Here is a 21,491-nt window from a genome sequence, read left to right on the forward strand (position 1 = left end):
GAGCCACACTCCGATCTATTACCGCGCGTGCGCACAATTATCGAACATGATACTTGGTTTAATTGAGGTAAGATCGATAAATTAAACAAATATTAATTCCATCAAATCGATCTGATCCAGAAATCTCAGGCAGGAGTGTTGAATACGTAAGCGGTGGGGAGTTTGACGACACGGACAAGTCGCGTGGCGTTTGTCCACCGCGGTCCAACCGGTCACCGAGTGGGGCAAATGTCAGTTCGACCCTTCGGCGAGGCGTGCGTGCGGCGCCCCTCGACAAGCGCAAAATCGAAATACGCGTAGTCGAAGTGCCCTGACATTCGAGCACTGACTGCGGCCCCGCCGCTGTCGCTTCAACACATCCCACCAGCGGTGTCGGGGTTGACCGATGCCGCGCGAGGCACCAAATCTCACACTGTTCCAGGGAGATCCCCGGCAAGGGGCTGAGAAACCGCTGGCACGTCCTAACGGACCTGCGGCGCGGAAATCCTTCGAACCTGATCCGGCTCATACCGGCGTAGGGATTGGACCGCGGCCGCCCGAAAGGCAGGCCACAGCTTCTCACCGAAGCAGACGGCCCGATCTTCGCGACGGAATCCCGCGGAGATGATCTTGGCCTTTGACCGCCCCGTTTCACCGATCGGACGCCGCCGTATTCCGGCCGGTCTCTCCACGCCGGCTTCGCTGCCCGCGCGGGCGGATGTCGCCGTCGTCGGCGGCGGGCTGATCGGCCTGTCGATCGCGTGGCGCCTGGCCCGGGCGGGCCGCGCGGTGGTCGTCGTCGAGCGCGACACGATCGGCGCCGGGGCGAGCCTGGCCGCCACCGGCATGCTCGCCCCGGCCGCCGAGCACGAGCCCGGCTCGGACCCGCTCCTGCCGCTGGCCCTCGAATCCCTCCGGCTCTGGCCGGGCTTTCGCGATGCGCTCGAAGCCGAGACCGGCCTGCCGATCGATTACCGTCCGGATGGCACAATCGTGGTCGCCATCGGCCGCGACGAGGTCGAGCGCCTGCGCTTCCGCTACGATTTGCAGCGCCGTTCGGGCCTCGACGCTGCGTGGCTGCCGGGCACCGAGGTGCGGCGCCTGGAGCCGGGCCTGCGCCCTTCGGTCACCGCAGGCGTCCATTGCCCTCTGGATCACCAGGTCGATCCCCGCCTCGTGATAGCGGCGCTGGCCGAGGCCTGCCGGCGCGCCGGCGTCACCCTAGTGGAGCACACAGCCGTGACCGGGCTCGACTGGTCCGGTGGGGCCGTCACCGGCATCCGCGTCGGCGAGCAGGGCGTGACGGCCGGCACCGTCGTGCTGGCGTCGGGCGCCTGGAGCGGGGAGGGCGGGCTGCTGCCCGAAGCCCTGGCCCTGCCGGTGCGCCCGCTCAAGGGCCAGTCCCTGGCCCTGCGCACAACCGCCCGCACCGGCACGCTCAGTCGGATGATCTGGACCGAGCAGGTTCACATGGCGCCGAAGAGCGACGGCCAGCTAATCGTCGGCGCCACCGTGGAGGATTGCGGCTTCCGGCCCGGCGTCACCGCTGGCGGCCTCTTTGCCCTGCTGGAGGGCGCCCGCCGGGTGCTGCCCGGCATCGAGGAGATGGAGGTCGAGGCCGTGTGGAGCGGCTACCGCCCGACCTCGGACGACGACGCGCCGATCATCGACACCCTGGCGCCGGGCCTCGTCGCCGCCACCGGCCATCACCGCAACGGCTACCTGCTCGCCCCGGTCACCGCCGACGCGGTGGCCGAACTCGTTACACGCGGCGCGCTGCCGGAGATCGCCAAGCCGTTCACCCGGGCGCGCTTCGACCAACCCGAACCCCGGAGGGCCTCCGCATGAAGCTTCTGGTGAACGGCGAGCCGCGCGAGCACGCGGCCGAGACCATCGCGGCCCTGTTCCGAATCGAGGCCGAGGAGACCGGCATCGAGAGCCCGCAGGGCGTCGCCATCGCGCTGAACGGCCGCGTGCTGCGCCGTCGGGACTGGGACACGACCCCGGTCGCCGAGGGTGACCGCGTCGAGATCGTCCGCGCCATGCAGGGAGGTTGACCATGGACCAGATCGTCACGCCGCTGCGTCCCGGCGCCGAGGCGGATCGCTTCACCGTCGCCGGGGTGGAGCTGTCCTCGCGGCTCTTCATCGGCACCGCCGGCTACCCGACCCAGGCGATCATGCGCGACGCCGTCGCGGTTTCCGGGGCCGAGGTGGTGACCGCCTCGATCCGCCGAGTCTCGCTTCAGGGCCACGGCTCCGACACGGTGCGCATCCTCAAGGGCAAGCGCTTCCTGCCCAACACCGCCGGCTGCGAGACCGCCCGGGACGCGATCATGACCGCCGAGCTCGCGCGCGAAGCGCTCGACACCAACTGGATCAAGGTCGAGGTCATCGGCGACCGGGAGACCCTCTACCCGGACGTGGCCGAGCTGATCGAAGCCTGCCGCCACCTCGTGGACGAGGGCTTCGTGGTCCTGCCCTATTGCAACGACGATCCGGTGGTCTGCCAGCGCCTGGAGGATCTCGGCTGCGCCGCAATCATGCCCATGGGCTCGCTGATCGGCTCCGGCATGGGGGTGGCCAACCCGGCCAATATCGAGCTGATCTGCCGCCGGGCCGGCGTGCCGGTGATCGTCGATGCCGGTATCGGCACCGCCTCCGACGCGGTCATCGCCATGGAGCTCGGCGCGGCCGCCTGCCTGATCAACACCGCCATCGCCAAGGCCGACGACCCGGTGCGGATGGCCCGCGCCATGGGCCGCGCCGTCGAGGCGGGCCGCGACGCCTATTGCGCCGGCCGGATCCCGCGCCGCGGCCGGGCCGACCCGTCGAGCCCGCAACTCGGCCTCGTCGGCTCGTGAGGCCGCTGCCGTCGCGGTTGCTCGCGGTGACGGACCGGCACGGGCAGTCTCGTCCCCTGGCCGACACCGTGCAGGCGGTTCTCGACGGCGGCGTCCGCTGGGTCTGGTTCCGCGACCGCGATCTGGATCCGGAAGCGCGGTCGTGGCTCGGCGCGGATGTCGCCGCCCGGACGCGCGCGGCCGGCGCCTTCCTCACGGTCGGCGGCGATGTGGCGCTGGCCCAGGCGCTCGGTGCAGACGGCGTGCATCTCGGTGGTGGAAGCGGGCCAGAGGCGATTGCCGCGGCGCGCGAGGTTCTGCGACTTGGCGCGCTGATCGGCGTCTCGGTTCACACGCACGCCGAGGCGGAGATCGCTGCCACGGCCGGCGCTGACTACATCACCCTGAGCCCGATCTACCCCACCGCCAGCAAGCCCGGCTACGGCCCGGCCCTCGGCCCGGAGGGCATCGCCACGGCCCGGGGCGCCGGCCTGCCGGTCGTGGCGCTCGGCGGCGTCACGCCGGATCGGGTTCCCGCGTGCCGGGACGCGGGCGCAGCCGGCATCGCCGTGATGGGCGGGCTGATGCGCGCGGCCGACCCCGCTGCTGCGGCCCGTGCTTTCCTGGCCGCTTGGGCCGCGTGATCGGCCGCTACTGGGCCGCCAAAAAGTCCCCGACTTCGAGCAGCACGAACTCGTTGTCGTCCGCCTTCGCCGGGTCGCGGCTGGCCGAGTAGGGCAGGTTGTTGTCGTTGCCGACGATGATGTGCGTGGCATCGACCCGGTCGACGTTCTCGATGGTGAAGAACGGGAAGGCGAGGGCGCCGTCGGTCAGCGGCTTGCGGGCGAGATGCTGCGGGTCGGCAATGTGCAGCAGGTCGATCGCGCCGATCTTGCGCACCGGGCCACCGACATTCGCCTCGCTCATCTCGATCTTGAACACCCGCTTGAACTTGGCCGGCGTCGCGAAGCAGTCCGGGCGCTTCTCGCCGGCCGGGCAGGCGCGCTCGGTGGTGCCCTCGTTGTCGTCGCGCTCGATGATGAGGCCGTGGGTCGCGTCGATCAGGTTGAAGTCGCCGATGGCGTTGCCGTTGGCCTCAAGCACATATTTCCAAGAGCGCCCGGTCCAGCGCGCGGCGGCGACGTCGAATTCGAGGATGCGCAGGAAGGCGTGGCCCTCGGCATCCTGCTCGAACGCCTTCTTGTCGGCGTCCCAAACCGGCCCTTCGAGGAGCGGATAGAGGTATTTGCCGTCGGGCGAGGCGGCCATGCCCTCGAAACCCTTCGAGCGGCGGATGTCGAAGGCCACCGTGCCGCCCGGGGCGCCGGGCGTCGTTACCGCGGGATGGTCGGGCGAGCGCAGCACCTTGCCGTCGAGCTGGGTCTCGAACACCGCCTCGACCCGGCCGGTCTTGTCGGCGCGGATCAGGTAGGGGCCGAACTCGTCGCCGATCCAGATCTTGTCGCCGACGAACTGAAAGCTCTCGGTGTCGAAGTCGGACCCGGTCAGGTAGCGGGTCGCGGTCGCCTCGTTGGCGATCCGGAACGGCACGCGCTCGTCGGGATCGCGCAGGAACACGGTGCCCAGCCGCTCCACCGTGCCGGCCTTCCAGTTCATGCGGTAATGGTTGAGGTACAGCATGGCGTCCGGCGAATTCGCCTTCGCGCCGAAGCCGTTATCGGTGATCACCCAGAACGTCCCGTCCGGCATCCGCTTGATGCCGGAATGGCCCTGGAGCGGGACGCCCGCCAGGGGCAGCTTCACGCCGGTGGGCCGGCCGTCATCCAGGATCTCGACGGTGCCGGGCTGATCGACCCGCCGGCCGGTGGTGAATTTGCCGGTCACCTTCAGGTCCGCCGGCACATCGGCGGGCGGCGCAACGAAGCTCAGGGCCGGCAGGACGACATGGCCCGCCAAGGTGGCTGGGAAGAGTGTTTCGGCGGATGCGCCCGAGATGAGGCCGAGACAGGTCGCGACGAACAGGGCCGGAAAGCAGGGCAAACGCATCGTGGCAGGATCCAGCGAGGAAGGTCCGCCACATGGCAGAGCCATGCGTCACGTCGGTGACACTGCTGAATGACCCCCACACCCATGATGTCCGCACAACGCCACGTGCAGGCCGTGAAGCGCCCGCTTCCGCGTGCGCGCCATCGTCCCGCGCGCCTCGGGCACCGAAAGGGGCGCCGGAGGCGGCAATCTAGAGCCGGCGACGGTGCAAGAGAGCCTGCTCCACCTGCGATTCTGGATCCCGGGCTCCGCTGCGCGACCCCGGGATGACACGATCGGCGCTCCGGCGCCCCGGCAGCTCCCGAGCATCCGAGAGGAGGGCCTTTCCATCTGCCAGAGGATGGGTCGTCAGCGCCAAGAATGTATGCCTCAATCCGCGCCCCGATTCCGAGGGTGGCGTTGCGGGCAGACCGATCGTCTTTTGGCTGGCGCTGGCTCGCCCGCGCCCTCGCGTTGCGCCGGGGACAGGTCGTCCGGCTGCTGCTCGCCATCGCGGCCGGCTACGGCGTCGGGCTGGTCTTCCCGGTGGCGACTCAGCGGATCGTCGACGCGATCGTGGCGGGGCGGGCCGACCTGCCGCTGCTCGGATTGGCGGTCCTCGCCATCCTGTCGATCGGCGCAGAGGTTTTGCTCACCGCGTTCCGAGGTCGCCTGATCATCGCGCTCGCGGTCTTCCTCGACCGCCGGATGTCGCGCCGGGTCTTTGCGCATCTGCTGCGGGTGCGGATCGACGGCGCTGGCTTCAAGTCCGGTGACGTCCTGAATCACTTCCAGCAGATCACGAAGATCCGAGACTTCGTCCTGCATCAGGTGCCGAACACAGTGATCGATGCCGGCGGCGCGCTCGTCGCGTTCGCCCTCGTCTTCCATTACGACCTGTTCGTCGGAACCGTGCTCGTCCTCGCAGCGCCCGTCATCATCGTGATTGCGAGCAACCAGATCAGCGGCGTCTGGAAATCTGCGAAAGCCTTCTACACGGCACTGGGCGTTCGCGATGGCACCCTGGCGGAGAGCGTGAACGGCCTGCCCACGGTGAAGGCGCTCGCCCTCGAAGCAGGGCGCATGCGGCGCTGGGCTACGGTCACCGACACGACGCTCGCCGAGTTGAGCGCCGTCATGGATCTGCAGCGCCGTTACGGGCTCCGGTCGCAGGCGGTCTCCCGGGCCATGACCCTGCTGGTGATCGGCGTCGGCTGCTGGCGCATCTATGGCGGGCACCTGACGGTGGGCGAGTTCCTTGCGATCCAGGTGGTCTCGGCCCGGATCACCGGCCCGCTGCTCGGCAGCGCCGACATCCTGCGCATGACCCAGGAGGTGAACGTCGCGCTCCGGGAGATCGGCGGCTTCCTCGCTCTGCCGCGCGAGCGGGCGAACCGCCACCCGCCTGTCCGGCAAATCGGCCCCGGCGGCATCCGGCTCGATCGGGTCTCGCTGACCTATCCGGGCGCCGCGCGGCCGGCCCTGCACGACATTAGAGTCACACTGCCGGAGCGCGGAATCGTCGCCATCGTCGGCCGCAACGGCTCGGGCAAGTCGACCCTGCTGCGGATCCTGCTCGGCCTGCAGCGGGACTATACCGGCCGGGTCGAGATCGGCGGCGCCGATCTGCGGGACTACGATCCCCGGTGGCTGCGGGGACGGATCGGGACCGTAGACCAGGATACGGTGCTGTTCTCGGGAAGCGTGCGCGAGAACCTGGGTGGCCAGCGCCCGGACGCTGCGGCCCTCGACGCGGCACTGGACTTCGCGGGGCTGCGGGCGCTGGTTGAGAGCCTGTCCGAAGGGCTCGAAACCCACCTCGGGGAGGGCGGCCGGACCCTGTCCGGCGGTCAGCGCCAGCGCCTGTCCATCGCCCGGGCGGTGATCCGCAACCCGCCGGTGGCGCTCCTCGACGAGCCGACGGCCTTCCTCGATCCGGAAGCCGCCCTGGCGCTGGAGCGGAACCTCACCGTCTGGGGCCGCGAGCGGCTGCTGATCCTCGTGACCCACCACCTCGCGGCGGCCCGTCAGGCCGACCGGATCCTGGTCCTCGACGGCGGCCGCCTGCTCGGCGACGGCCGACACGAGGATCTGCTCAGAACGGTGCCGCTCTACGCGGCGCTCTGGGAGGATTACACCCGCTCGATGGTCGAGACCGGGAAGGAGCCGGAGCCCGCGATCTAGCACATAGTCCCAGGCACCGGGCCCAGGATGATGCGCTAGGGCTTCGGTTCTGCATCGTCTTTTTCCGAAAGCCGGAAACCACCTTTCGAGACGATGCTCTAACCCTGCTTCGCCGCCGGCCCGTAGGGCGGGCGCGGGATCGCCCGGTGGGCGGCCCGGAGTGCCGCAGACCAGCGTTCGCGCAGATCGTGAAAGTAGCCTTCGCCGGCCTCGATCCGGTGGTTCACCTCGAGGTCGAGGGCGCCGCGGCGGGCCACGGCGATGTCGATCGGCAGGCCGACGCCGAGATTCGAGCGCATGGTCGAATCCATCGAGACCAGGCTGACCTTCAGGGCGTCGTAGAGGTCGCTCTCGAACTTCACGGCGCGGTCGAGGATCGGCTTGCCGTATTTGTGCTCGCCGATCTGAAGGAACGGCGCGTCGGTGCTGCACTCGATGAAGTTGCCGGCCGAGTAGATCAGGAACAGCCGCATGTCCTCGCCGGCGATCTGGCCGCCGAACAGCAGCGAGATCGAGAACCGGATGCTGGCCGCCTCGAACCCGTCCTTCTCGATCGCCCGCACCCGCCGGATGGCGCGGCCGATGAGCTGCGCCGCCTGGAACATGGTCGGCGCCTCGATCAGCTTTTGGGCCGGCTCGCCCTCGTCGCCGGGCACGCCTTCCTGCAGCAGGCTCAGCACCGATTGCGTGATCGACAGGTTGCCGGCCGAAGCCAGCATCATCACCCGCTCGCCCGGCACGTTGAAGTGGTGGAGCTTGCGGTAGGTCGAGATGTCGTCGAGCCCCGCATTGGTGCGGGTGTCGGCGACCATCACGAGCCCCTCCTCGACGAGGACACCGACGCAGTAGGTCATGGCTTTCGGGCTCTCGCGGAAGGCCCCCGGCTGGTGCCGAAGGCCGGTCTCTTGGGAATCAGGATTGAGCGGCGCCCCTGCCTTGCTCGACGCGGAGCTTGACGTCCAGTGTCTCGGTGCCGCCGCCGGTACGGCTGCCGCGGATCGGCGCCGCGCCCAGGTAGTCGAGCCCCGTGGCGACCCGGATGGTGCCGTCCGAGTACGCGTTCTCGTAGCACGGGTCGAACGCCACCCAGCCGAGATCCGGCACCAGGGCCTCGGCCCAGCCATGCGGCGCCTCGACATCGGCCTCGCCATCGTCGCGGGCGCGATAGCCGGCGACGTAGCGGGCCGGGATGCCGAGATGGCGGGCGGCGGCGATGAAGACGTGGGCCAGGTCCTGGCAGACGCCCTTGCCGGCGGCGAAGGCTTTTGCGGCGGGCACGGCGTTGGCGGCCGGCCCGGCCTCGTAGGCCACGACCTCGGGCACGGCGTTGCGCAGGCGGTGCAGCACCGCGAGCGCCGTGCCGTCGCCGTCGGTGGCGACCCGCTCGGCGAAGACCTGCAGCTCCGCGCTCGTGGCGCAGAGATCCGTGTCCCGCAGGTAGAACGCGTCCGGCAGCCGCTCAACCGTTCCGCGGATCACTCCATGGGTGTCCTCGGTATCGACCGCGCCGGTGACCCGGATGGTCAGGGCGTCCGCCGGCTCGTCCGGGGTGAACCAGTGGACGATGTTGCCGAACCCGTCCTCGCGGGCGGTGAGCCGCCCGTCGATGGAGGTGTCGATCCGCCAGGTGCGGACATATTGCCCGTCATGATCCCGCGGGGTCAGCCGCATGACCTGCACCAGCCCGCGGGCCGGCTGCTCATAGGTGTAGATGGTCTCGTGGACCACGCGGATGCGCATGCGCCGGGCCTGTCCGTCCTGTTCAGCCGACCAGATACTGCTTGGCGATGGCTTCGCCCACCTTGTTGTTCTCGGCGATGAACGCCTCGACGAACTCGTGAAGCCCGGAGGCGAACACCCGGTCGATATCCTCGCTCTCGAGCTTGGCCAGCATGTTGCCGGCCAAGCGCTGGCTCGGTCCGCGGCGGCCGTAGGCGTCGGCGATGAGGTCGAGATACTCGACGATGACGCCGTAGCAATTGGCGAACGAGCGCGGCATCTGCTTGTTCAGCATCAGCAAGTCGGCCACCAGCAGCGGCTTGACGCTCTCGCGATAAACCCAGTGATAGGCGTTGAAGGCCGAGACTTCCCGCAGGATCGTGGTCCACTGGAAGTAGTCGAGGCTGCCGCCCACCGTCTCGTTCTGCGGGAGCAGGATCTGGTATTTCACGTCGAGGATGCGGGCGGTGTTGTCGGCCCGCTCGATCGCGGTGCCGAGCCGGGTGAACCAGAACGCGTCGTTGCGCAGCATCGTCCGGAAGGCCGAACCGTCGAAGGTCAGCGACACCGTCTTCACCCAATCGAGGAACCGGCCGAACTCGTCGCGGCTGAGGTCCTTGCCGGCGTAGTTGCGCAGCTCCAGCCAGGCGCCGTTGATCGCGTCCCACATCTCGGTGGTGAGCGCCGTACGGACCGAGCGGGCATTCTCGCGGGCCGCCTCGATGCAGGAGCGGATCGAGGACGGGTTGTGCGGGCTGAAGGCGAGGAAGTCGCAGACCGTGTCGGCGTTGACCACGCTGTAATGCGGCTTGAACAGGTCCGGGTCGCCGGCCGAGGCGAGGGCGGAGTCCCACTCGTTGGTCTCGCCGCCGCCGTAGCTCGTGGGCAACGAGGCCAGCCGGTGCGCCGCGTCGAGGATGCGCGCGACGAAGTCGGCGCGCTCGACGTAGCGCGAGAGCCAGAAGAGGTTGTCGGCAGTCCTGGACAGCATGTTTGCGACTCGGATCGGCTCGGCGGCAGGCGGCGCGTCTGGATGAGGGGAGCGTCTGTACCTTTACGCGTCGAGCACCCAGGTGTCCTTCGTACCACCACCCTGGCTGGAATTGACGACCAGGGATCCTTCCTTCAGCGCGACCCGGGTCAGCCCGCCGGGCACGATCCGGATCTGGTCGGCGCCGTTGAGCACGAACGGCCGCAGGTCCACGTGGCGCGGGGCCACTCCGGAGGCCACGAAGGTCGGGCAGGTCGAGAGCGACAGGGTCGGCTGGGCGATGAAGCCGTCCGGGGCGTGCCGGAGCTTCTTGGCGAAATCCTCGATCTCGCGCTTGCTCGCATGCGGCCCGACCAGCATGCCGTAGCCGCCCGAGCCGTTGACCTCCTTCACCACCAGCTCGGACAGGTTGTCCATCACGTAGGCGAAGGACTCCTTCTCGCGGCAGCGATAGGTCGGCACGTTGTGCAGGATCGGCTCCTCGCCGGTGAAGAATTTTACGATTTCCGGCATGTAGCTGTAGACGGCCTTGTCGTCCGAGATGCCGGTGCCGACGGCATTCGCGAGCGTCACCGAGCCCCGCTCGTAAGCGTTCATCAGGCCCGGCACGCCAAGCACCGAATCGGGGCGGAACACCAGCGGATCCAAAAAGTCGTCGTCGAGGCGGCGATAGATCACGTCGACCCGGCGCGGCCCCTCGGTGGTCCGCATGTAGACCACGTCGTCCTTGGTGAAGAGGTCGGACGCCTCCACCAGCTCGACGCCGAGCTTGTCCGCCAAAAATGAGTGCTCGTAGAAGGCCGAGTTGTAACGACCGGGGGTCAGCAGCACCACGGTCGGGTCGCGGGTGGCCGAGCCCGGAGCCAAGCTGCGCAGGGTCGCGAGCAGGGCGTCCGGATAGTTCTCCACGGGCGCGACCCGGTGCTTGGAGAACAGGTCCGGGAACAGGCGCAGCATCACCTCCCGGTTCTCCAGCATGTAGGAGACCCCGGACGGGATCCGGGCATTGTCCTCGAGGACGAAGAAATCCTTCTCGCCGGTGCGGACGATGTCGATCCCGGCCACGTGGACGTAGAGGTCGTGCGGCACCCGGAACGAGCGCATCTCCATGCGGTAATGGGCGTTCCGGTAGACGAGATCGGCCGGGATGATGCCCGCCTTGATGCATTCCTGGGCGCCGTAGACGTCCTTCAGGAACAGGTTGATCGCGGTCACCCGCTGCTTGAGCCCGCGCTCCAGGAAATCCCATTCCGGCTTGGTGATCACCCGCGGGATGATGTCGAAAGGGATCAGCCGCTCGGTGGATTCATTGTCGCCGTAGACCGCGAAGGTGATGCCGATCCGGCGGAACAGCAGCTCGGCCTGGCTCCGGCGGGTGTTGAAATGCTCGGGGGGGGTGGTCTCGAGCCAGGCCTTCAGCTTGCCGTAGGCGTCGCGGACGGCGGCCGGATCGGCGGCGCCGGTGCCGATCCCGTTCATCTCGTCGAAGGCCGTCAACGCCATTCCGATTCTCCCTCACGCTCCCGCTCTTCAGGCAAGAGGCGCGCCATCGTTCGAGCGCTATACGCGCGGTCGACAACGCTCAAGTGGGCTGGAAGATCAGAACAGCTTGAGCCCTTTCAGACTGGCATGTCCGTTTCGACCAAGGATGACATGGTCGTGAACCACAATTTTCAGGGGTGCCAAGACCGAGACGATCTCGCGGGTCATCGCCACGTCGGCCGCGGACGGGGCCGGGTCGCCGGACGGATGGTTATGGGCCAGGATGATCGCGGTCGCCGAGAGCTCCAGCGCCCGGCGGGCGACCTCCCGGGGATAGACCGGCGTGTGGTCGACCGTGCCGCGCCCCTGCACCTCGTCGGCGATGAGGTGGTTGCGCTTGTCGAGGAACAGGATGCGGAATTCCTCGCGCGGCGCGAACGCCATGGTGGTGCGCAGATAGTCGTGGAGCGCGCTCCATGAATTGAGCAGGTCGCGCTCGCGGAGCGCCCCCCGGGCGAGCCGCCGCCCCGCGGCCTCGATCACCTTGAGGTCGGCGGCGACCCCGGCGCTCACGCCCTCGACCTCCATCAGCCGGGCCGGCTCGGCGCTCAGCACCTCGGCGAAGCTGCCGAATCGGGCAACCAGCGCCTTGGCGAGCGGCTTCACGTCCCGCCGGGGAATCGCCCGGAACAGGACCAGTTCCAGCAACTCGTAATCCGGCAGGGCGTCGCCGACCGCCGCGAACTTCTCCCGCAGGCGGTCGCGGTGGCCGTGATAATGCGGCGGCTCCTTGGCGGCCGGAACGGCGCTCTCGGCGAACAACCCCGCCGTGCCGTCCTCCGGCGCCACGGCTGGTCAGGCCGCGGGGTTGATGGGCTGATGCAGCCCCTTGGGCGAGATCGTGAAGATCTCGACGCCAGTCTCGGTCACCGCCACGGTGTGCTCGAACTGGGCGGAGAGCGACCGGTCGCGGGTCACCGCGGTCCAGCCGTCGCCCAGGACCTTCACGGCCGGCCGGCCGAGATTGATCATCGGCTCGATGGTGAAGAACTGGCCGGGCTTGAGCGGCACGTCGTAGCTCGCCTCGACGTAGTGCAGGATGGTCGGCGCGTCATGGTAGATCCGCCCGAGGCCGTGGCCGCAGAAGTCGCGCACCACCGAGCAGCGCTCGCTCTCGGCATAGGTCTGGATCGCCCGGCCGATATCGTTGGTCGAGCCGCCGGGCTTCACCGCCGCGACGCCGCGCATCAGGGCCTCGTAGGTGATCTCGCACAGGCGCTGCGCCTTGCGGGGCACCTCGCCGACATAGGCCATCCGGCTCGAATCGCCGTGCCAGCCGTCGAGGATTAGGCAGCAATCCAAGTTGACGATATCGCCCTCGCGCAGGGGCTTGTCGTTCGGGATGCCGTGGCAGACCACGTGATTGATCGAGGTGCAGATCGACTTCGGATAGCCGCGATAGAGCAGCGAGGCCGGATAGGCCCCGTGATCCATGGCGAATTCGTAGGCGAGCTTGTCGAGCTCCTCGGTGGTGACGCCGGGCTGCGTCGCCTCCATCAGGACGTCCAGGGCCTCGGCGGTCAGGCGCCCGGCCCGGCGCATGCCCTCGAATCCCTCCGGGCCGTGGATCGGCGGCTCCGGCGCGCGGCGCGTGCCCTGCGCAGTGGCCTGTTCCTGTTGCATCGTCGAGACTTTTTGCGGCGTCGTAAATCGGTTGTTCGACCTATGTACGGTGCGGGGCGCGGCAGGCCAAGCCGCCAGCGCCCGGCGGTACACCGTCACGCAGCCGGGGAGGCTTGCGCCGGCCGCGGGGCTGGCGGCATAAGCGGCCGCGAGGTGCCCCGGAGCGCCCGGGCAGATTCGCCCGCGCGGACGGGTGCGGGGCAGGCGAGGGCCGTATGGCAGGCAAGGCGGTACCGCACTTCCACAACGAGCCGGGCGTGCCGGTGATCGCGGTCGGGGTGAAGGAATTCATGTGCATCGGCGCGCTGCCGCCGTTCGACCACCCGCACGTGTTCCTCGACATGGGCGCCGACACCGAGATCATCTGCCAGTACTGCTCGACGCTCTATCGCTACCGCGCCGGCCTGAAGGCCGACGAGGCCGATCCGCAGGCCTGCGTCTGGCACGACGCCGCCGCCATCGCCGCGGAGTAGCACACCCTCCCTTGCCCTCGGACAGTCGAACGCCCCTAGAGATCGGAATCGTCGGGGCCGGGATCGGCGGTCTGACCGCGGCCCTGGCCCTGTCGGATGCCGGGCACGCCGTCACGGTGATCGAGCGCCGCACCGGCTTCAGCGAGGTCGGGGCCGGAATCCAGATCTCCCCGAACGCCAGCCGGGTGCTGGCCGAGCTCGGCCTCTCGGCGGCCCTGCGCCGGGCGGCGAGCGAGCCGCCTTCGGTGGAGGTGCGCGCCCTCGACAGCGGCCGGCGGATCGGCGGCGTCGCCCTCGGCGCGGCGGCGCAGCAACGCTTCGGCGCGCCCTACTACGTGATCCACCGGGCCGACCTGCAGACCCTGCTGCTCGACGCCCTGCGCAGCCGCCCGGCGATCCGCCTGATGATGGGCCGCGACATCACCGGCCTGGCCGAGACCGATTCCGGCGCCGTCCTCACCGCCGAGAGCAGCGGCGGCGCCCAGGCCCTGCCGTTCGACCTGGTGATCGGCGCCGACGGGTTGCGCTCGCGCCTGCGCGCCCATCTCGACGCGGCGCCGCTGCGACCGGGCCGGGCGGCGGCCTGGCGCGCCCTGATCCCGAGCGAGGCGGTGCCCGAGGCGTTGCAGGGCCCGGCCACGGGCCTTTGGCTCGGCCGGGGCCGGCACGTTGTGCATTACCCGGTGCGGGGCGGCCGCTTCCTCAACGTCGTGGCGGTGGTGCCCGAGGCGGTGGGCGACGAGGATTGGGGGCGGCTGGGCGAGCCGGCGGTCCTGCGCGCGCATCTGCGCGGCTGCGCCGGCCCCTTGCGCGATCTGCTGAGCCTGCCCGATTCTTGGCTGGTCTGGTCGCTGGCCGACCGGGCCGTGGCCCGTCCTCTGGCCGCCGGCCGGGTGGCGCTGCTCGGCGACGCGGCGCACCCGGTCCTGCCCTACCTCGCACAGGGGGCCGGTCTGGCGATCGAGGATGCCGCCGTGCTGAGCCGCGCCCTGGCGGACCACGCCGACGTTTCCGCGGCGCTCGCCGCCTATTCCGCCGCCCGGACGGCCCGGGTGCGGCGGGTGCAGTGGGCGGCGCGCTCCAACGGCCGGACCTACCATGCCGGCCGCCTCCTGAGCTTCGCCCGCAACACCGTGATGGCCCGCCTCGGCCCCGACGGCATGCGCGACCGCTACGCTTGGCTCTACGGCTGGACGCCCCCCGCTTGATCACGCGCGCTGGCGCCGCTACCGAGGGGCCCATGCGGACGTGGCGGAACCGGTAGACGCACGAGACTTAAAATCTTGCGGCCGCAAGGCCGTGCGGGTTCGAGTCCCGCCGTCCGCACCAACACCTGGCAGGCTTGTGAATATCCGGCCTCACCGACCGGGGTAACGGTAGCCCCTCGCACGGGACGCGCAAGCGGCCTCGAACCTGTGACTCCTACCTTGTCAAGGTAGCGTGCTGACGGGCGCCAGCTTGGCATCCGCAAGACTTGGCGTCCGTATGACTTGGCGGAGGGAGCGGGCTTCGAACCTGCAACCAAACCGTTATGAGCGGTCGGCTCGCATCGTCGGATGATGGACTGGTCAGACTGGTACCGCCGGGATGGATGGACAGCCGACTCACGCTGCCGACCATCGGACGTTGCAACCCCAGAGATGGAGCTCACAATGAACCCCGAAGAGGAGGTGCAATGGCTGCGGCTGCGTATCGTCGCGTTGGAAGCGAAGGCCTCCGAGGCGGAACGCCAGATCCGAACCTTAGGCTGGGGCATGCTGTTTTTGTTGGCCGTCGCTTGTGCGGACTTCATCCGAATATTCGTCGCATAAGCGACACCTCAACTCGGACGTGCCTGGCGATCAGCTGGACCAGTTCGAGCGAGGCCGCCGCGCGTTCGGCGGTCAGTGTACTGGCGACGGCTGGCACGGATGCCAGCCGCCCCAGTGGCCGAGCCAGCCAAAGGTGCGCTCGACCACCCAGCGCCGCTCCAGCACGACGAAGCCCGTCTGATCGGGTTCCTTCTCGACGACGCGGTGGCGCATGCCGGGGATATGGCACCACTCCCGGCAGCGCTCGGCCGGAAGGCGCCATCCAGAATGGCCAGAGACAGGCTGGGCCACTGCTCTTTGCCATCATCGAGGGCCGACAGCGTGTCGCGATCCTGCACGTTGGCCGGCACCACGGCCATCGCCAGGATGTGACCCTCGGCATCGACCAGGGCCATGCGTTTGCGCCCGACCAGCCTTTTGGCTCCGTCGTAGCCGCGCGGCCCGCGTACGCCGATGCACAGGACGCTTTGTGCGTCGATGATCGCCACCCGCGGCGTGGGACACCGGCCGCAGCGCCGTCGCTGCCGACGGACCAGAGCCCGCCTCCGGCTCTCGAACAGGCCCTTATCGATCCAGCGCCGGAACCAGCCGTAGCATTACAGTTGCGTTTTTTGGCTTTTCCGTCGTCGGCCTATTTTGCTGGGCTCACGGCGGTGACCCCCTTTGTCGTCCGACGCTCGACGTTTGAGATGGGCGTCTTGGGCAGCCGCTTGATGCGTACGTCGCCAGAGCGACCACGCGATGACGTGGGCGGGCTGGATGCGCCGCTGCGCCAGCCGCACGGCGAGGCGGCGGATCTCCTGGACCGACCAGCGGATCAGTGAGCGCGCCGCCTTGGGGGGCGTGATCTCGTCCTGGCTCGTCTTTTTGGGGGCGGCGCGTTGGCGTGATGGTGGATCACCGCCAGCAGGGCGAAGGCCATCATCACCAGGCTGACGTGCCGGTGCCAGCCATGCCAGGAGCGGGTCTCGTTGTGAGCGAGCCCAAGTTCGGACTTGGCCGTCTCGAACGCGTCCTCGATCGTCCAGCGCCGGCCCTCGACCGCCACCAGGGTCGCGATCGGCGTGCCGGCCGGGCAGCAGGTCGTGAAGTAGGCCCGCTCGCCGTCAGCCAAGCTCCGGCGGATCAGCAGGCCGCGCGTCCACACGCCGGTCTGGTCGTCGTCGACGCCAGCGAGGTCGGCCAGCTCGCAATAGTATTTGTGTTGCGACACGAGACAGATGGGGACGGTCAGCAGAGGACCTCAAACAGGCTCTCAGCCCCAGAGCCGGCTAAGGGCGCCCCACACCGTCCTTGCGAGCGCTGCGAAGCAACCTAGGGCGGCGCGCGATCTCCAAGTGTTGCGTTTCCCTAAGTTGCTTCGCTGCGCTCGCAATGACGGTGGGGCGTTTGTCTTGACACCGGCGCCACGTCGTGCCCCGATGCTCTCAAGTTCTCAGATAACAACCTCAACAATTTCTTTGAAAAATCATTCCGCCGTCTGATTATTCGCCAAGCGGCGCTGGGCATTTTCCTCAGGCTTATCTTGGCCTCAGCTTATTGATAGACAAAACCTGTTCGCGGGAGAATCATCGTGTTTTCAGCGTACCTGAAATACGTCGGCAGCTCCTATCATCCGCCCGCGGAGACGACGAAAACGTCCACGCCTTCAACTTTGGATCGGCGCAGCCGGACGACCGCCACGCAATCGACCACGACGACGGACACGGACAAGAAATCCTTCTCGCAGGTCGCCGTCGACGCCCGGAAGTTTCTCAATGCCGGCTATCAGAAGCTCGGCAAGGTGGCCGATGCCGCCACCACCGATCAGGATTGGCACGGCACCATCCGCATCCAGAATCTGGACCGCCGCGCGCTCTACGCCATCGCCACGAATCACGGCAGTCTGTTCTCCGCGACCGAGGTAAAGGCGGCCAAATCCGAGGTCGCGTCCATCGAGGCCCGTGCGTCCAAGGCCGCCAACCCGCGCGGCACCGACGCGGCGGCGGCCGCCAAGGCGGCGATCACCGTGCTGGACGGCGCCGGCCCGGAGGAAAAAGCCTCCCTCGACTGGGCGCAGAGGCGCGCCGCGGCGCAGGTTCAGTATCAAGGCCTCGCGAAGGAGCGGCACCAGGGCCGTGCCGCCCTGAGCGTCGAAACCGACAACCCGGTCGTCAACCACTTCGTCAAAGCCTGGAGCGAGCTGGAGAAATCAAAAGCCTATGCCCAGGATCCCGCATCCGCTCGCATCGAAGACACGCCGTCCTGGTCGAAGGGCGTCTCGCTCTGGAAGAGCCTTCAGGAATCGCAGACCAAGACGCTCGGCCGGCTGTAAACGCGTTTCGAACGATCCTTCACGATTGGACAAGGCTCTGCGATGTCCTGGCATGTGCATTGGCTTGAGGCCTCAGGCGATCTGCTGCCCTGGCGGGACACCGTCGCAGCGGAGATCGCGGTCGCCCGCGACGCCATTGCGCGCGTGTTGCCGTTGCCGTCCCTCGATATCCTCGTGGAACGCCGCCCAGGCGAGACGATTCCCGAGACCGGCACGGCTGGGCGCGCCTATCGGCCGAGCCTGTTCTCGCTGACTCTCGATCCCGACAACCCGAACTTCGCGACTTCGCTCGGCAACGGCGACATCCGCAGGACGGTGGTGCACGAGGTCCATCATTGCCTGCGCATGGCTGGCCCGGGCTACGGCGCGACGCTCGGCGAAGCCCTGGTCAGCGAAGGCTTGGCCGGCCGGTTCGTCAGCCACCTGTTCGGCACGCCGCCCGAGCCGTGGGAATCGGCCGTGTCCGACGCCGTGCTGGAAGCGAACCGGCCCGATCCCGCCGCACTCGCGGACACGGGTCACAATCACGCCGCCTGGTTCTACGGGCGCGGCGGGCGCTACCCGCGCTGGCTCGGCTATACGCTCGGCTACCGGATCGTCGGGGATTGGCTCGAAGCAGGGCCGGCGCCGGATGGGGACGCGTGGGTCCATGTCCCCGCCAACAAGGTGCTGGCGGCGGCCCGGGGGCGTACGCTGGCCGAAGCCTCGATGTCGGCATGACCGAAGCGCCTTTCGCCGTCCTGCGCCTCGGCGCGGCGGACGCGGCCGACTTTCGCGAGATCCGGCTCCACGGCCTGCGCAGGCATCCCGAGGCCTTCGGCGCCTCCTACGAGGACGAGACGAGCCTCAGTCTCGAAGAGTCCGCGCGACGCCTCGATAGCGGAATCGTCTTCGGCGTTCGCCGAGCAGGTCGATCGGGTCTCGACGGTGTTGCCGGGCTCCATATTCCGCAGGCGATCAAGACCCGACATAAGGGGATGCTCTGGGGGATGTATGTCCGGTCGGAAGCCCGAGGCATGGGTTTCGGGTCCGTGCTGCTAGCCCGGGTGATCGCGCACGCCGCCGCGGTGGTCGAGGAACTGACCTTGTCGGTTGGGGCGTCCAACGAGCAGGCGATGGGTCTCTACACCCGGGCCGGATTCGAGCGTTACGGGCTGGAAGAGCGTGCGCTGAAGATCGAGGGTCGATACTACGATGAAGTTTGGATGCGCTTGGTGTTGGCAGGCTAGCCCGCCGAATTTCGCCCCCTGCATCGAAAACTTCACGGATACTCCGACCCACGCCTTCCTCCTGAAGTGCTGCGCAGCAGCCTCGAAGGAGGCTTCCAGGGATCGCTGAGCTATCTGGAGGGCTTCTTCGAGGTCTCCGCTTCGCTGCGGCACCTCAGGATGAGGGGGCGGGTGGGAGATTCGCAGCTGATGACTTGGTCGTAATGTGTTGAGGGATCCGGCACGACTTGAAGATTGCTGTGAACCGCCCATCGAGGGCGATCGAATTCACGACGGGATGGGTTATCGGGCACCGGCCCGCACTGAACGCCTCCCCGCCCCAAAAACAATCACCCCGCATAGGGTCGCGGCATGCGGAACGGCAGCATCAGCTGCACCAGCGGGTTGCGGAAGCGGTCGAGCGACAGGCTTTCGTGGACCGCGCGCACCGGCTCGCCGCAGAGCGTGGAGGCGAGCAGGGAGCGCGAATAGAACGGCGTGTCCTCGAAGGTGGTGAGCACTCGGGAGCGGCCGTCGTCGCTGCGGGTCTCCCGGGGCATGCGCCAGAACGACGTGGTCGGCAGGGTCGCGGCCAGGGGCGGGCGGATCTCCCGGCGGCTGCCGTCGTGGGAGAAGCGCAGGGACAGGTTCTGGCCCCCGCCGTTGCGGTGGCGCACGTCGTACAGGATCGCGGCGCCGTCCGGCAGATCGGCCCGGCACCAGGTCCAGCGGGTGAAGGCCGAGGCCAGGGGCTCGTCGCCGTCGTTGGTGTCGAAATAGCCGCTGCCGGTCCAGCGGAGACCGGGCTGCTCGAGATCGACTTCGACCCGCGAGGACGGGGCCATCGGCCACCAGCGGTGCCGGCCGCCGGGATCGAGCTGGAACGGCCCGGGGGTGAAGCCCCGCGGCTGGAGCCGCACCGTGCCGCGGATCCGCCGGGGCAGGGGGGCACCGCGCTCGTCGATCCGGATGGTCAGGGCCGTGCCGTCCCACTCCATGGCGCTCGGGCCGATGGCGATGGAATGCCGGCTTCGGGACAGGCTGCCTGCGCCGCGCTCGGTCATGGCGAAGCGGCTGCGGTCGCCGTACAGCACCACGTTCATGGCGCAGTGGGCGAAGGGGTCCTTGTCGGCGCTCCAGCCGTAATAGGGCGAGAACACGCTGCCAATGAAGGCGATGATCGTCAGCCCCTGGCGACCGTCGTCGCTTACCGCATCGACATACCACCACGCATAGCCGTTCTGCGCGACCGGGCCGTCGAATCGCGGTCCTGCAGGATCGCCGCCGCCGCCAGCCGGCCCGATTGCGCCGCCATCGGCACGCCCGGGCCGGGATGGATCGAGCCCCCCGCCAGGTACAGGCCGGGCAGGGCGGTCCGGGCGCCCGCCCGCTTGAAGGTCGAGGCCCAGCCCTGCGGCGCCCGGCCGTAAAGCGCCCCCGCGCTCCCCGGAAATCTTTTCTCGAACCCCGCCGGATCGGTCACCACCGGGGGCGAGGCCATCCCCAAGGTCAGACCGCAGGCCTCCAGGCGGCGGCTCAGATTCGTCGCGCATGTCTCGATCTCCGAGGGCGTCAGCGGGCGCTCCCGGCCGTCAGCCGGGGCGTTGACGAGCATCAGCAGGCGCTCCGGCCCGTTGGGCTCCGGGCCCGCCTCGGTCCGGTCCTGGGCGCAGATGTAGATGGTGGGGTCGTCAGGCAGGCGGCGCCGGCGCAGGATCGTGTCGAACTCGGCCCGGTAGTCGCCCGAGAAGAACACGTTGTGGTGGGACAGCGGGAAGCCGTCCGCCACCGCATTCGCGCACAGGGTGACGGCGGAGAGCGAGCGCTCGGCCGGCGCCAGCCGCTCGCCCATCGGCGCCGCCTCGGGGCCGAACAAACTGGCGCCCAAGGCGGCCGCATCGGCGTTGCAGACGATCGTTTGGGCCGGGATCGTCTCGCCATCGGCCAGCATGAGTCCGGAGACTTGGCCGCCCTCGGTGAGGATCCGGTCCACATGCGCCCCGTAGCGGAACGTCGCCCCGCGCTCCGCGGCGAGATCCGCCACCGCCCGGGCCAGCGCGCTCAGGCCGCCCTCCACGGTCCAGACCCCCGCTTGCTCGACATGGGCCACCAGCATCAGGGTGGCCGGTGCGGTGAACGGCGAGGCGCCGCAATAGGTGGCGTAGCGCCCGAACAGCTGCAGCAACCGGGGATCGCGAAAGAATGTGCCCAAAGACGACCACAGGGTGGCGAAGGGCTGGATCCGCCACAGGTCGCCGAGCCCCGACAGCCCGACTCGCTGGGCCAGCCCGGCCGGACTGGTCCGCCCCTCCCGGATGAACGGCCCCTCCAGGGTCCGGTAGATCTCGGCCGACCGGGCGCAGAACCGGCGGTAGCCCTCGGCCTCCCGGGGGCCGGCGAAGGCGTCGATCGCCGCCGCGGAGGCCTCGGGATCGGCGAACAGGTCGAGCCGCTCGTTTCGCGTCCAGGCGTGGCGGGCGATGAGGCTGGCGGGCGATAACTTCGCATGCTCTGCGAAGCGAGCGGCGCAATCGGCGAACAATTCTTCGAAGATCCACCGCATCGTGAAGACGGTCGGGCCGGTCTCGACGAAGGTTTCGCCGACCCGGACGCGCGCCATCTTGCCGCCGGGCCGGGCCGCGCGCTCAACCACCGTGACCGCCAGCCCGGCATGCGCCAACCGTAAGGCGGCAGCCAGGCCGCCGATTCCGGCCCCGATCACCACGACGCGATCCTGCGCCACGCTCAATCCGCCCTCCATCGCCTCGGAACGGGATTGATCATCAGCTCGCAAAGTGTCAATAAGAAATGACACTTTT

Annotated in this window: 22 protein-coding genes, 1 tRNA gene, 1 pseudogene and 1 riboswitch; of the genes and pseudogenes, 13 read left to right on the top strand and 11 right to left on the bottom strand. The window is 68.8% G+C overall.

Annotation, left to right across the window (positions count from 1 at the left end; genetic code table 11):
• The first annotated feature begins 410 nt into the window (after window positions 1-410).
• Window positions 411-539, top strand: a riboswitch (TPP riboswitch).
• A gap of 64 nt (window positions 540-603) precedes the next feature.
• Genes thiO through BM228_RS13450 form a run of 4 tightly spaced genes read left to right on the top strand, consistent with a single transcriptional unit; the run spans window position 604 to window position 3,465 of the window.
• Window positions 604-1,827, top strand: coding sequence for a glycine oxidase ThiO (thiO, locus tag BM228_RS13435; protein WP_092041092.1), 1,224 nt, complete (start codon window positions 604-606; stop codon window positions 1,825-1,827).
• Window positions 1,824-2,036: a sulfur carrier protein ThiS gene (thiS, locus tag BM228_RS13440; protein WP_092041096.1), complete on the top strand. Its 213-nt coding sequence runs from the start codon at window positions 1,824-1,826 to the stop codon at window positions 2,034-2,036. The genes thiO and thiS overlap by 4 nt, the downstream gene beginning before the upstream one ends.
• A 2-nt stretch (window positions 2,037-2,038) precedes the next feature.
• Entirely contained in the window at window positions 2,039-2,842 is an 804-nt protein-coding gene (gene thiG / locus BM228_RS13445) for a thiazole synthase (protein WP_092041098.1), read from the top strand.
• The gene (locus tag BM228_RS13450) at window positions 2,839-3,465 is read left to right on the top strand and encodes a thiamine phosphate synthase (protein ID WP_092041101.1); all 627 of its coding nucleotides are present in this window, start codon (window positions 2,839-2,841) and stop codon (window positions 3,463-3,465) included. Before thiG ends, BM228_RS13450 begins: the two co-directional genes overlap by 4 nt.
• A gap of 7 nt (window positions 3,466-3,472) precedes the next feature.
• Here the strand turns inward: BM228_RS13450 and BM228_RS13455 are convergent, their stop codons facing one another.
• Complete coding sequence (locus tag BM228_RS13455) at window positions 3,473-4,828, bottom strand: esterase-like activity of phytase family protein (protein ID WP_092041104.1); 1,356 nt, start codon at window positions 4,826-4,828, stop codon at window positions 3,473-3,475.
• Between the two features lie 399 nt (window positions 4,829-5,227).
• Here BM228_RS13455 and BM228_RS13460 point away from each other — a divergent pair, with 399 nt between their 5' ends.
• Window positions 5,228-6,991, top strand: coding sequence for a peptidase domain-containing ABC transporter (locus BM228_RS13460; protein WP_167367724.1), 1,764 nt, complete (start codon window positions 5,228-5,230; stop codon window positions 6,989-6,991).
• 98 nt (window positions 6,992-7,089) lie between these two features.
• Here the strand turns inward: BM228_RS13460 and BM228_RS13465 are convergent, their stop codons facing one another.
• The 6 genes from BM228_RS13465 to map all read right to left on the bottom strand — a co-directional run bounded on the left by BM228_RS13465 (window position 7,090) and on the right by map (window position 12,866).
• Entirely contained in the window at window positions 7,090-7,845 is a 756-nt protein-coding gene (locus tag BM228_RS13465; protein ID WP_092041110.1) for a proteasome-type protease, read from the bottom strand.
• Between the two features lie 58 nt (window positions 7,846-7,903).
• Window positions 7,904-8,731 (bottom strand): transglutaminase family protein, encoded by an 828-nt coding sequence (locus BM228_RS13470; RefSeq protein ID WP_092041113.1) that lies wholly within the window; start codon window positions 8,729-8,731, stop codon window positions 7,904-7,906.
• Between the two features lie 22 nt (window positions 8,732-8,753).
• On the bottom strand, window positions 8,754-9,701 hold the full coding sequence (locus BM228_RS13475) for an alpha-E domain-containing protein (RefSeq protein WP_092041116.1): 948 nt from the start codon (window positions 9,699-9,701) through the stop codon (window positions 8,754-8,756).
• 63 nt (window positions 9,702-9,764) lie between these two features.
• Complete coding sequence (locus tag BM228_RS13480) at window positions 9,765-11,204, bottom strand: circularly permuted type 2 ATP-grasp protein (protein WP_092041119.1); 1,440 nt, start codon at window positions 11,202-11,204, stop codon at window positions 9,765-9,767.
• Window positions 11,205-11,300: 96 nt separating this feature from the next.
• The gene (gene radC / locus BM228_RS13485; RefSeq protein ID WP_092041122.1) at window positions 11,301-12,032 is read right to left on the bottom strand and encodes a RadC family protein; all 732 of its coding nucleotides are present in this window, start codon (window positions 12,030-12,032) and stop codon (window positions 11,301-11,303) included.
• 6 nt (window positions 12,033-12,038) lie between these two features.
• Window positions 12,039-12,866 carry a type I methionyl aminopeptidase gene (gene map, locus BM228_RS13490; protein ID WP_092041125.1) on the bottom strand — a complete coding sequence of 276 codons (828 nt, stop codon included), beginning with the start codon at window positions 12,864-12,866 and terminating at the stop codon, window positions 12,039-12,041.
• Window positions 12,867-13,081: 215 nt separating this feature from the next.
• Here map and BM228_RS13495 point away from each other — a divergent pair, with 215 nt between their 5' ends.
• The 4 genes from BM228_RS13495 (at window position 13,082) to BM228_RS34665 (ending at window position 15,150) form a co-directional block, all read left to right on the top strand.
• The gene (locus BM228_RS13495; protein ID WP_092041127.1) at window positions 13,082-13,339 is read left to right on the top strand and encodes a zinc-finger domain-containing protein; all 258 of its coding nucleotides are present in this window, start codon (window positions 13,082-13,084) and stop codon (window positions 13,337-13,339) included.
• A gap of 11 nt (window positions 13,340-13,350) precedes the next feature.
• On the top strand, window positions 13,351-14,547 hold the full coding sequence (locus tag BM228_RS13500) for an FAD-dependent monooxygenase (protein ID WP_092041130.1): 1,197 nt from the start codon (window positions 13,351-13,353) through the stop codon (window positions 14,545-14,547).
• A gap of 34 nt (window positions 14,548-14,581) precedes the next feature.
• A tRNA-Leu gene (locus tag BM228_RS13505) sits at window positions 14,582-14,668 on the top strand.
• A gap of 323 nt (window positions 14,669-14,991) precedes the next feature.
• Window positions 14,992-15,150: a hypothetical protein gene (locus BM228_RS34665; protein WP_167367725.1), complete on the top strand. Its 159-nt coding sequence runs from the start codon at window positions 14,992-14,994 to the stop codon at window positions 15,148-15,150.
• An 8-nt stretch (window positions 15,151-15,158) separates the two neighbouring features.
• On the opposite strand, the gene BM228_RS36105 is transcribed toward BM228_RS34665, so the two are convergent.
• A complete protein-coding gene (locus tag BM228_RS36105) occupies window positions 15,159-15,638 on the bottom strand; it encodes a transposase (protein WP_167367726.1) in 480 nt (159 codons plus the stop codon).
• On the opposite strand from BM228_RS36105, the gene BM228_RS34670 reads away from it, so the two are divergent.
• Entirely contained in the window at window positions 15,519-15,974 is a 456-nt protein-coding gene (locus BM228_RS34670) for a hypothetical protein (protein ID WP_167367723.1), read from the top strand. The two genes, BM228_RS36105 and BM228_RS34670, sit on opposite strands and share 120 nt — an antisense overlap.
• On the opposite strand, the pseudogene BM228_RS13520 reads toward BM228_RS34670, so the two are convergent.
• Window positions 15,968-16,345: pseudogene (locus tag BM228_RS13520) on the bottom strand (IS701 family transposase); the annotation flags it as partial. The gene BM228_RS34670 and the pseudogene BM228_RS13520 sit on opposite strands and share 7 nt — an antisense overlap.
• Window positions 16,346-16,933: 588 nt before the next feature.
• On the opposite strand from BM228_RS13520, the gene BM228_RS13525 reads away from it, so the two are divergent.
• Genes BM228_RS13525 through BM228_RS13535 form a run of 3 tightly spaced genes read left to right on the top strand, consistent with a single transcriptional unit; the run spans window position 16,934 to window position 18,693 of the window.
• Window positions 16,934-17,464: a hypothetical protein gene (locus BM228_RS13525; protein WP_139234090.1), complete on the top strand. Its 531-nt coding sequence runs from the start codon at window positions 16,934-16,936 to the stop codon at window positions 17,462-17,464.
• Window positions 17,465-17,506: 42 nt separating this feature from the next.
• On the top strand, window positions 17,507-18,184 hold the full coding sequence (locus BM228_RS13530; protein WP_092041141.1) for a DUF2268 domain-containing putative Zn-dependent protease: 678 nt from the start codon (window positions 17,507-17,509) through the stop codon (window positions 18,182-18,184).
• Complete coding sequence (locus BM228_RS13535) at window positions 18,181-18,693, top strand: GNAT family N-acetyltransferase (protein WP_092041144.1); 513 nt, start codon at window positions 18,181-18,183, stop codon at window positions 18,691-18,693. Before BM228_RS13530 ends, BM228_RS13535 begins: the two co-directional genes overlap by 4 nt.
• 329 nt (window positions 18,694-19,022) lie before the next feature.
• On the opposite strand, the gene BM228_RS13540 is transcribed toward BM228_RS13535, so the two are convergent.
• Entirely contained in the window at window positions 19,023-19,832 is an 810-nt protein-coding gene (locus tag BM228_RS13540) for a carotenoid 1,2-hydratase (protein ID WP_244537141.1), read from the bottom strand.
• Between the two features lie 47 nt (window positions 19,833-19,879).
• Window positions 19,880-21,415, bottom strand: a complete 1,536-nt coding sequence (gene crtD, locus BM228_RS13545) for a 1-hydroxycarotenoid 3,4-desaturase CrtD (RefSeq protein WP_092041443.1) — start codon at window positions 21,413-21,415, stop codon at window positions 19,880-19,882.
• Between the last annotated feature and the right edge of the window lie 76 nt (window positions 21,416-21,491).

Source organism: Methylobacterium pseudosasicola (assembly GCF_900114535.1).
In the GTDB taxonomy this organism is placed as follows: domain Bacteria; phylum Pseudomonadota; class Alphaproteobacteria; order Rhizobiales; family Beijerinckiaceae; genus Methylobacterium; species Methylobacterium pseudosasicola.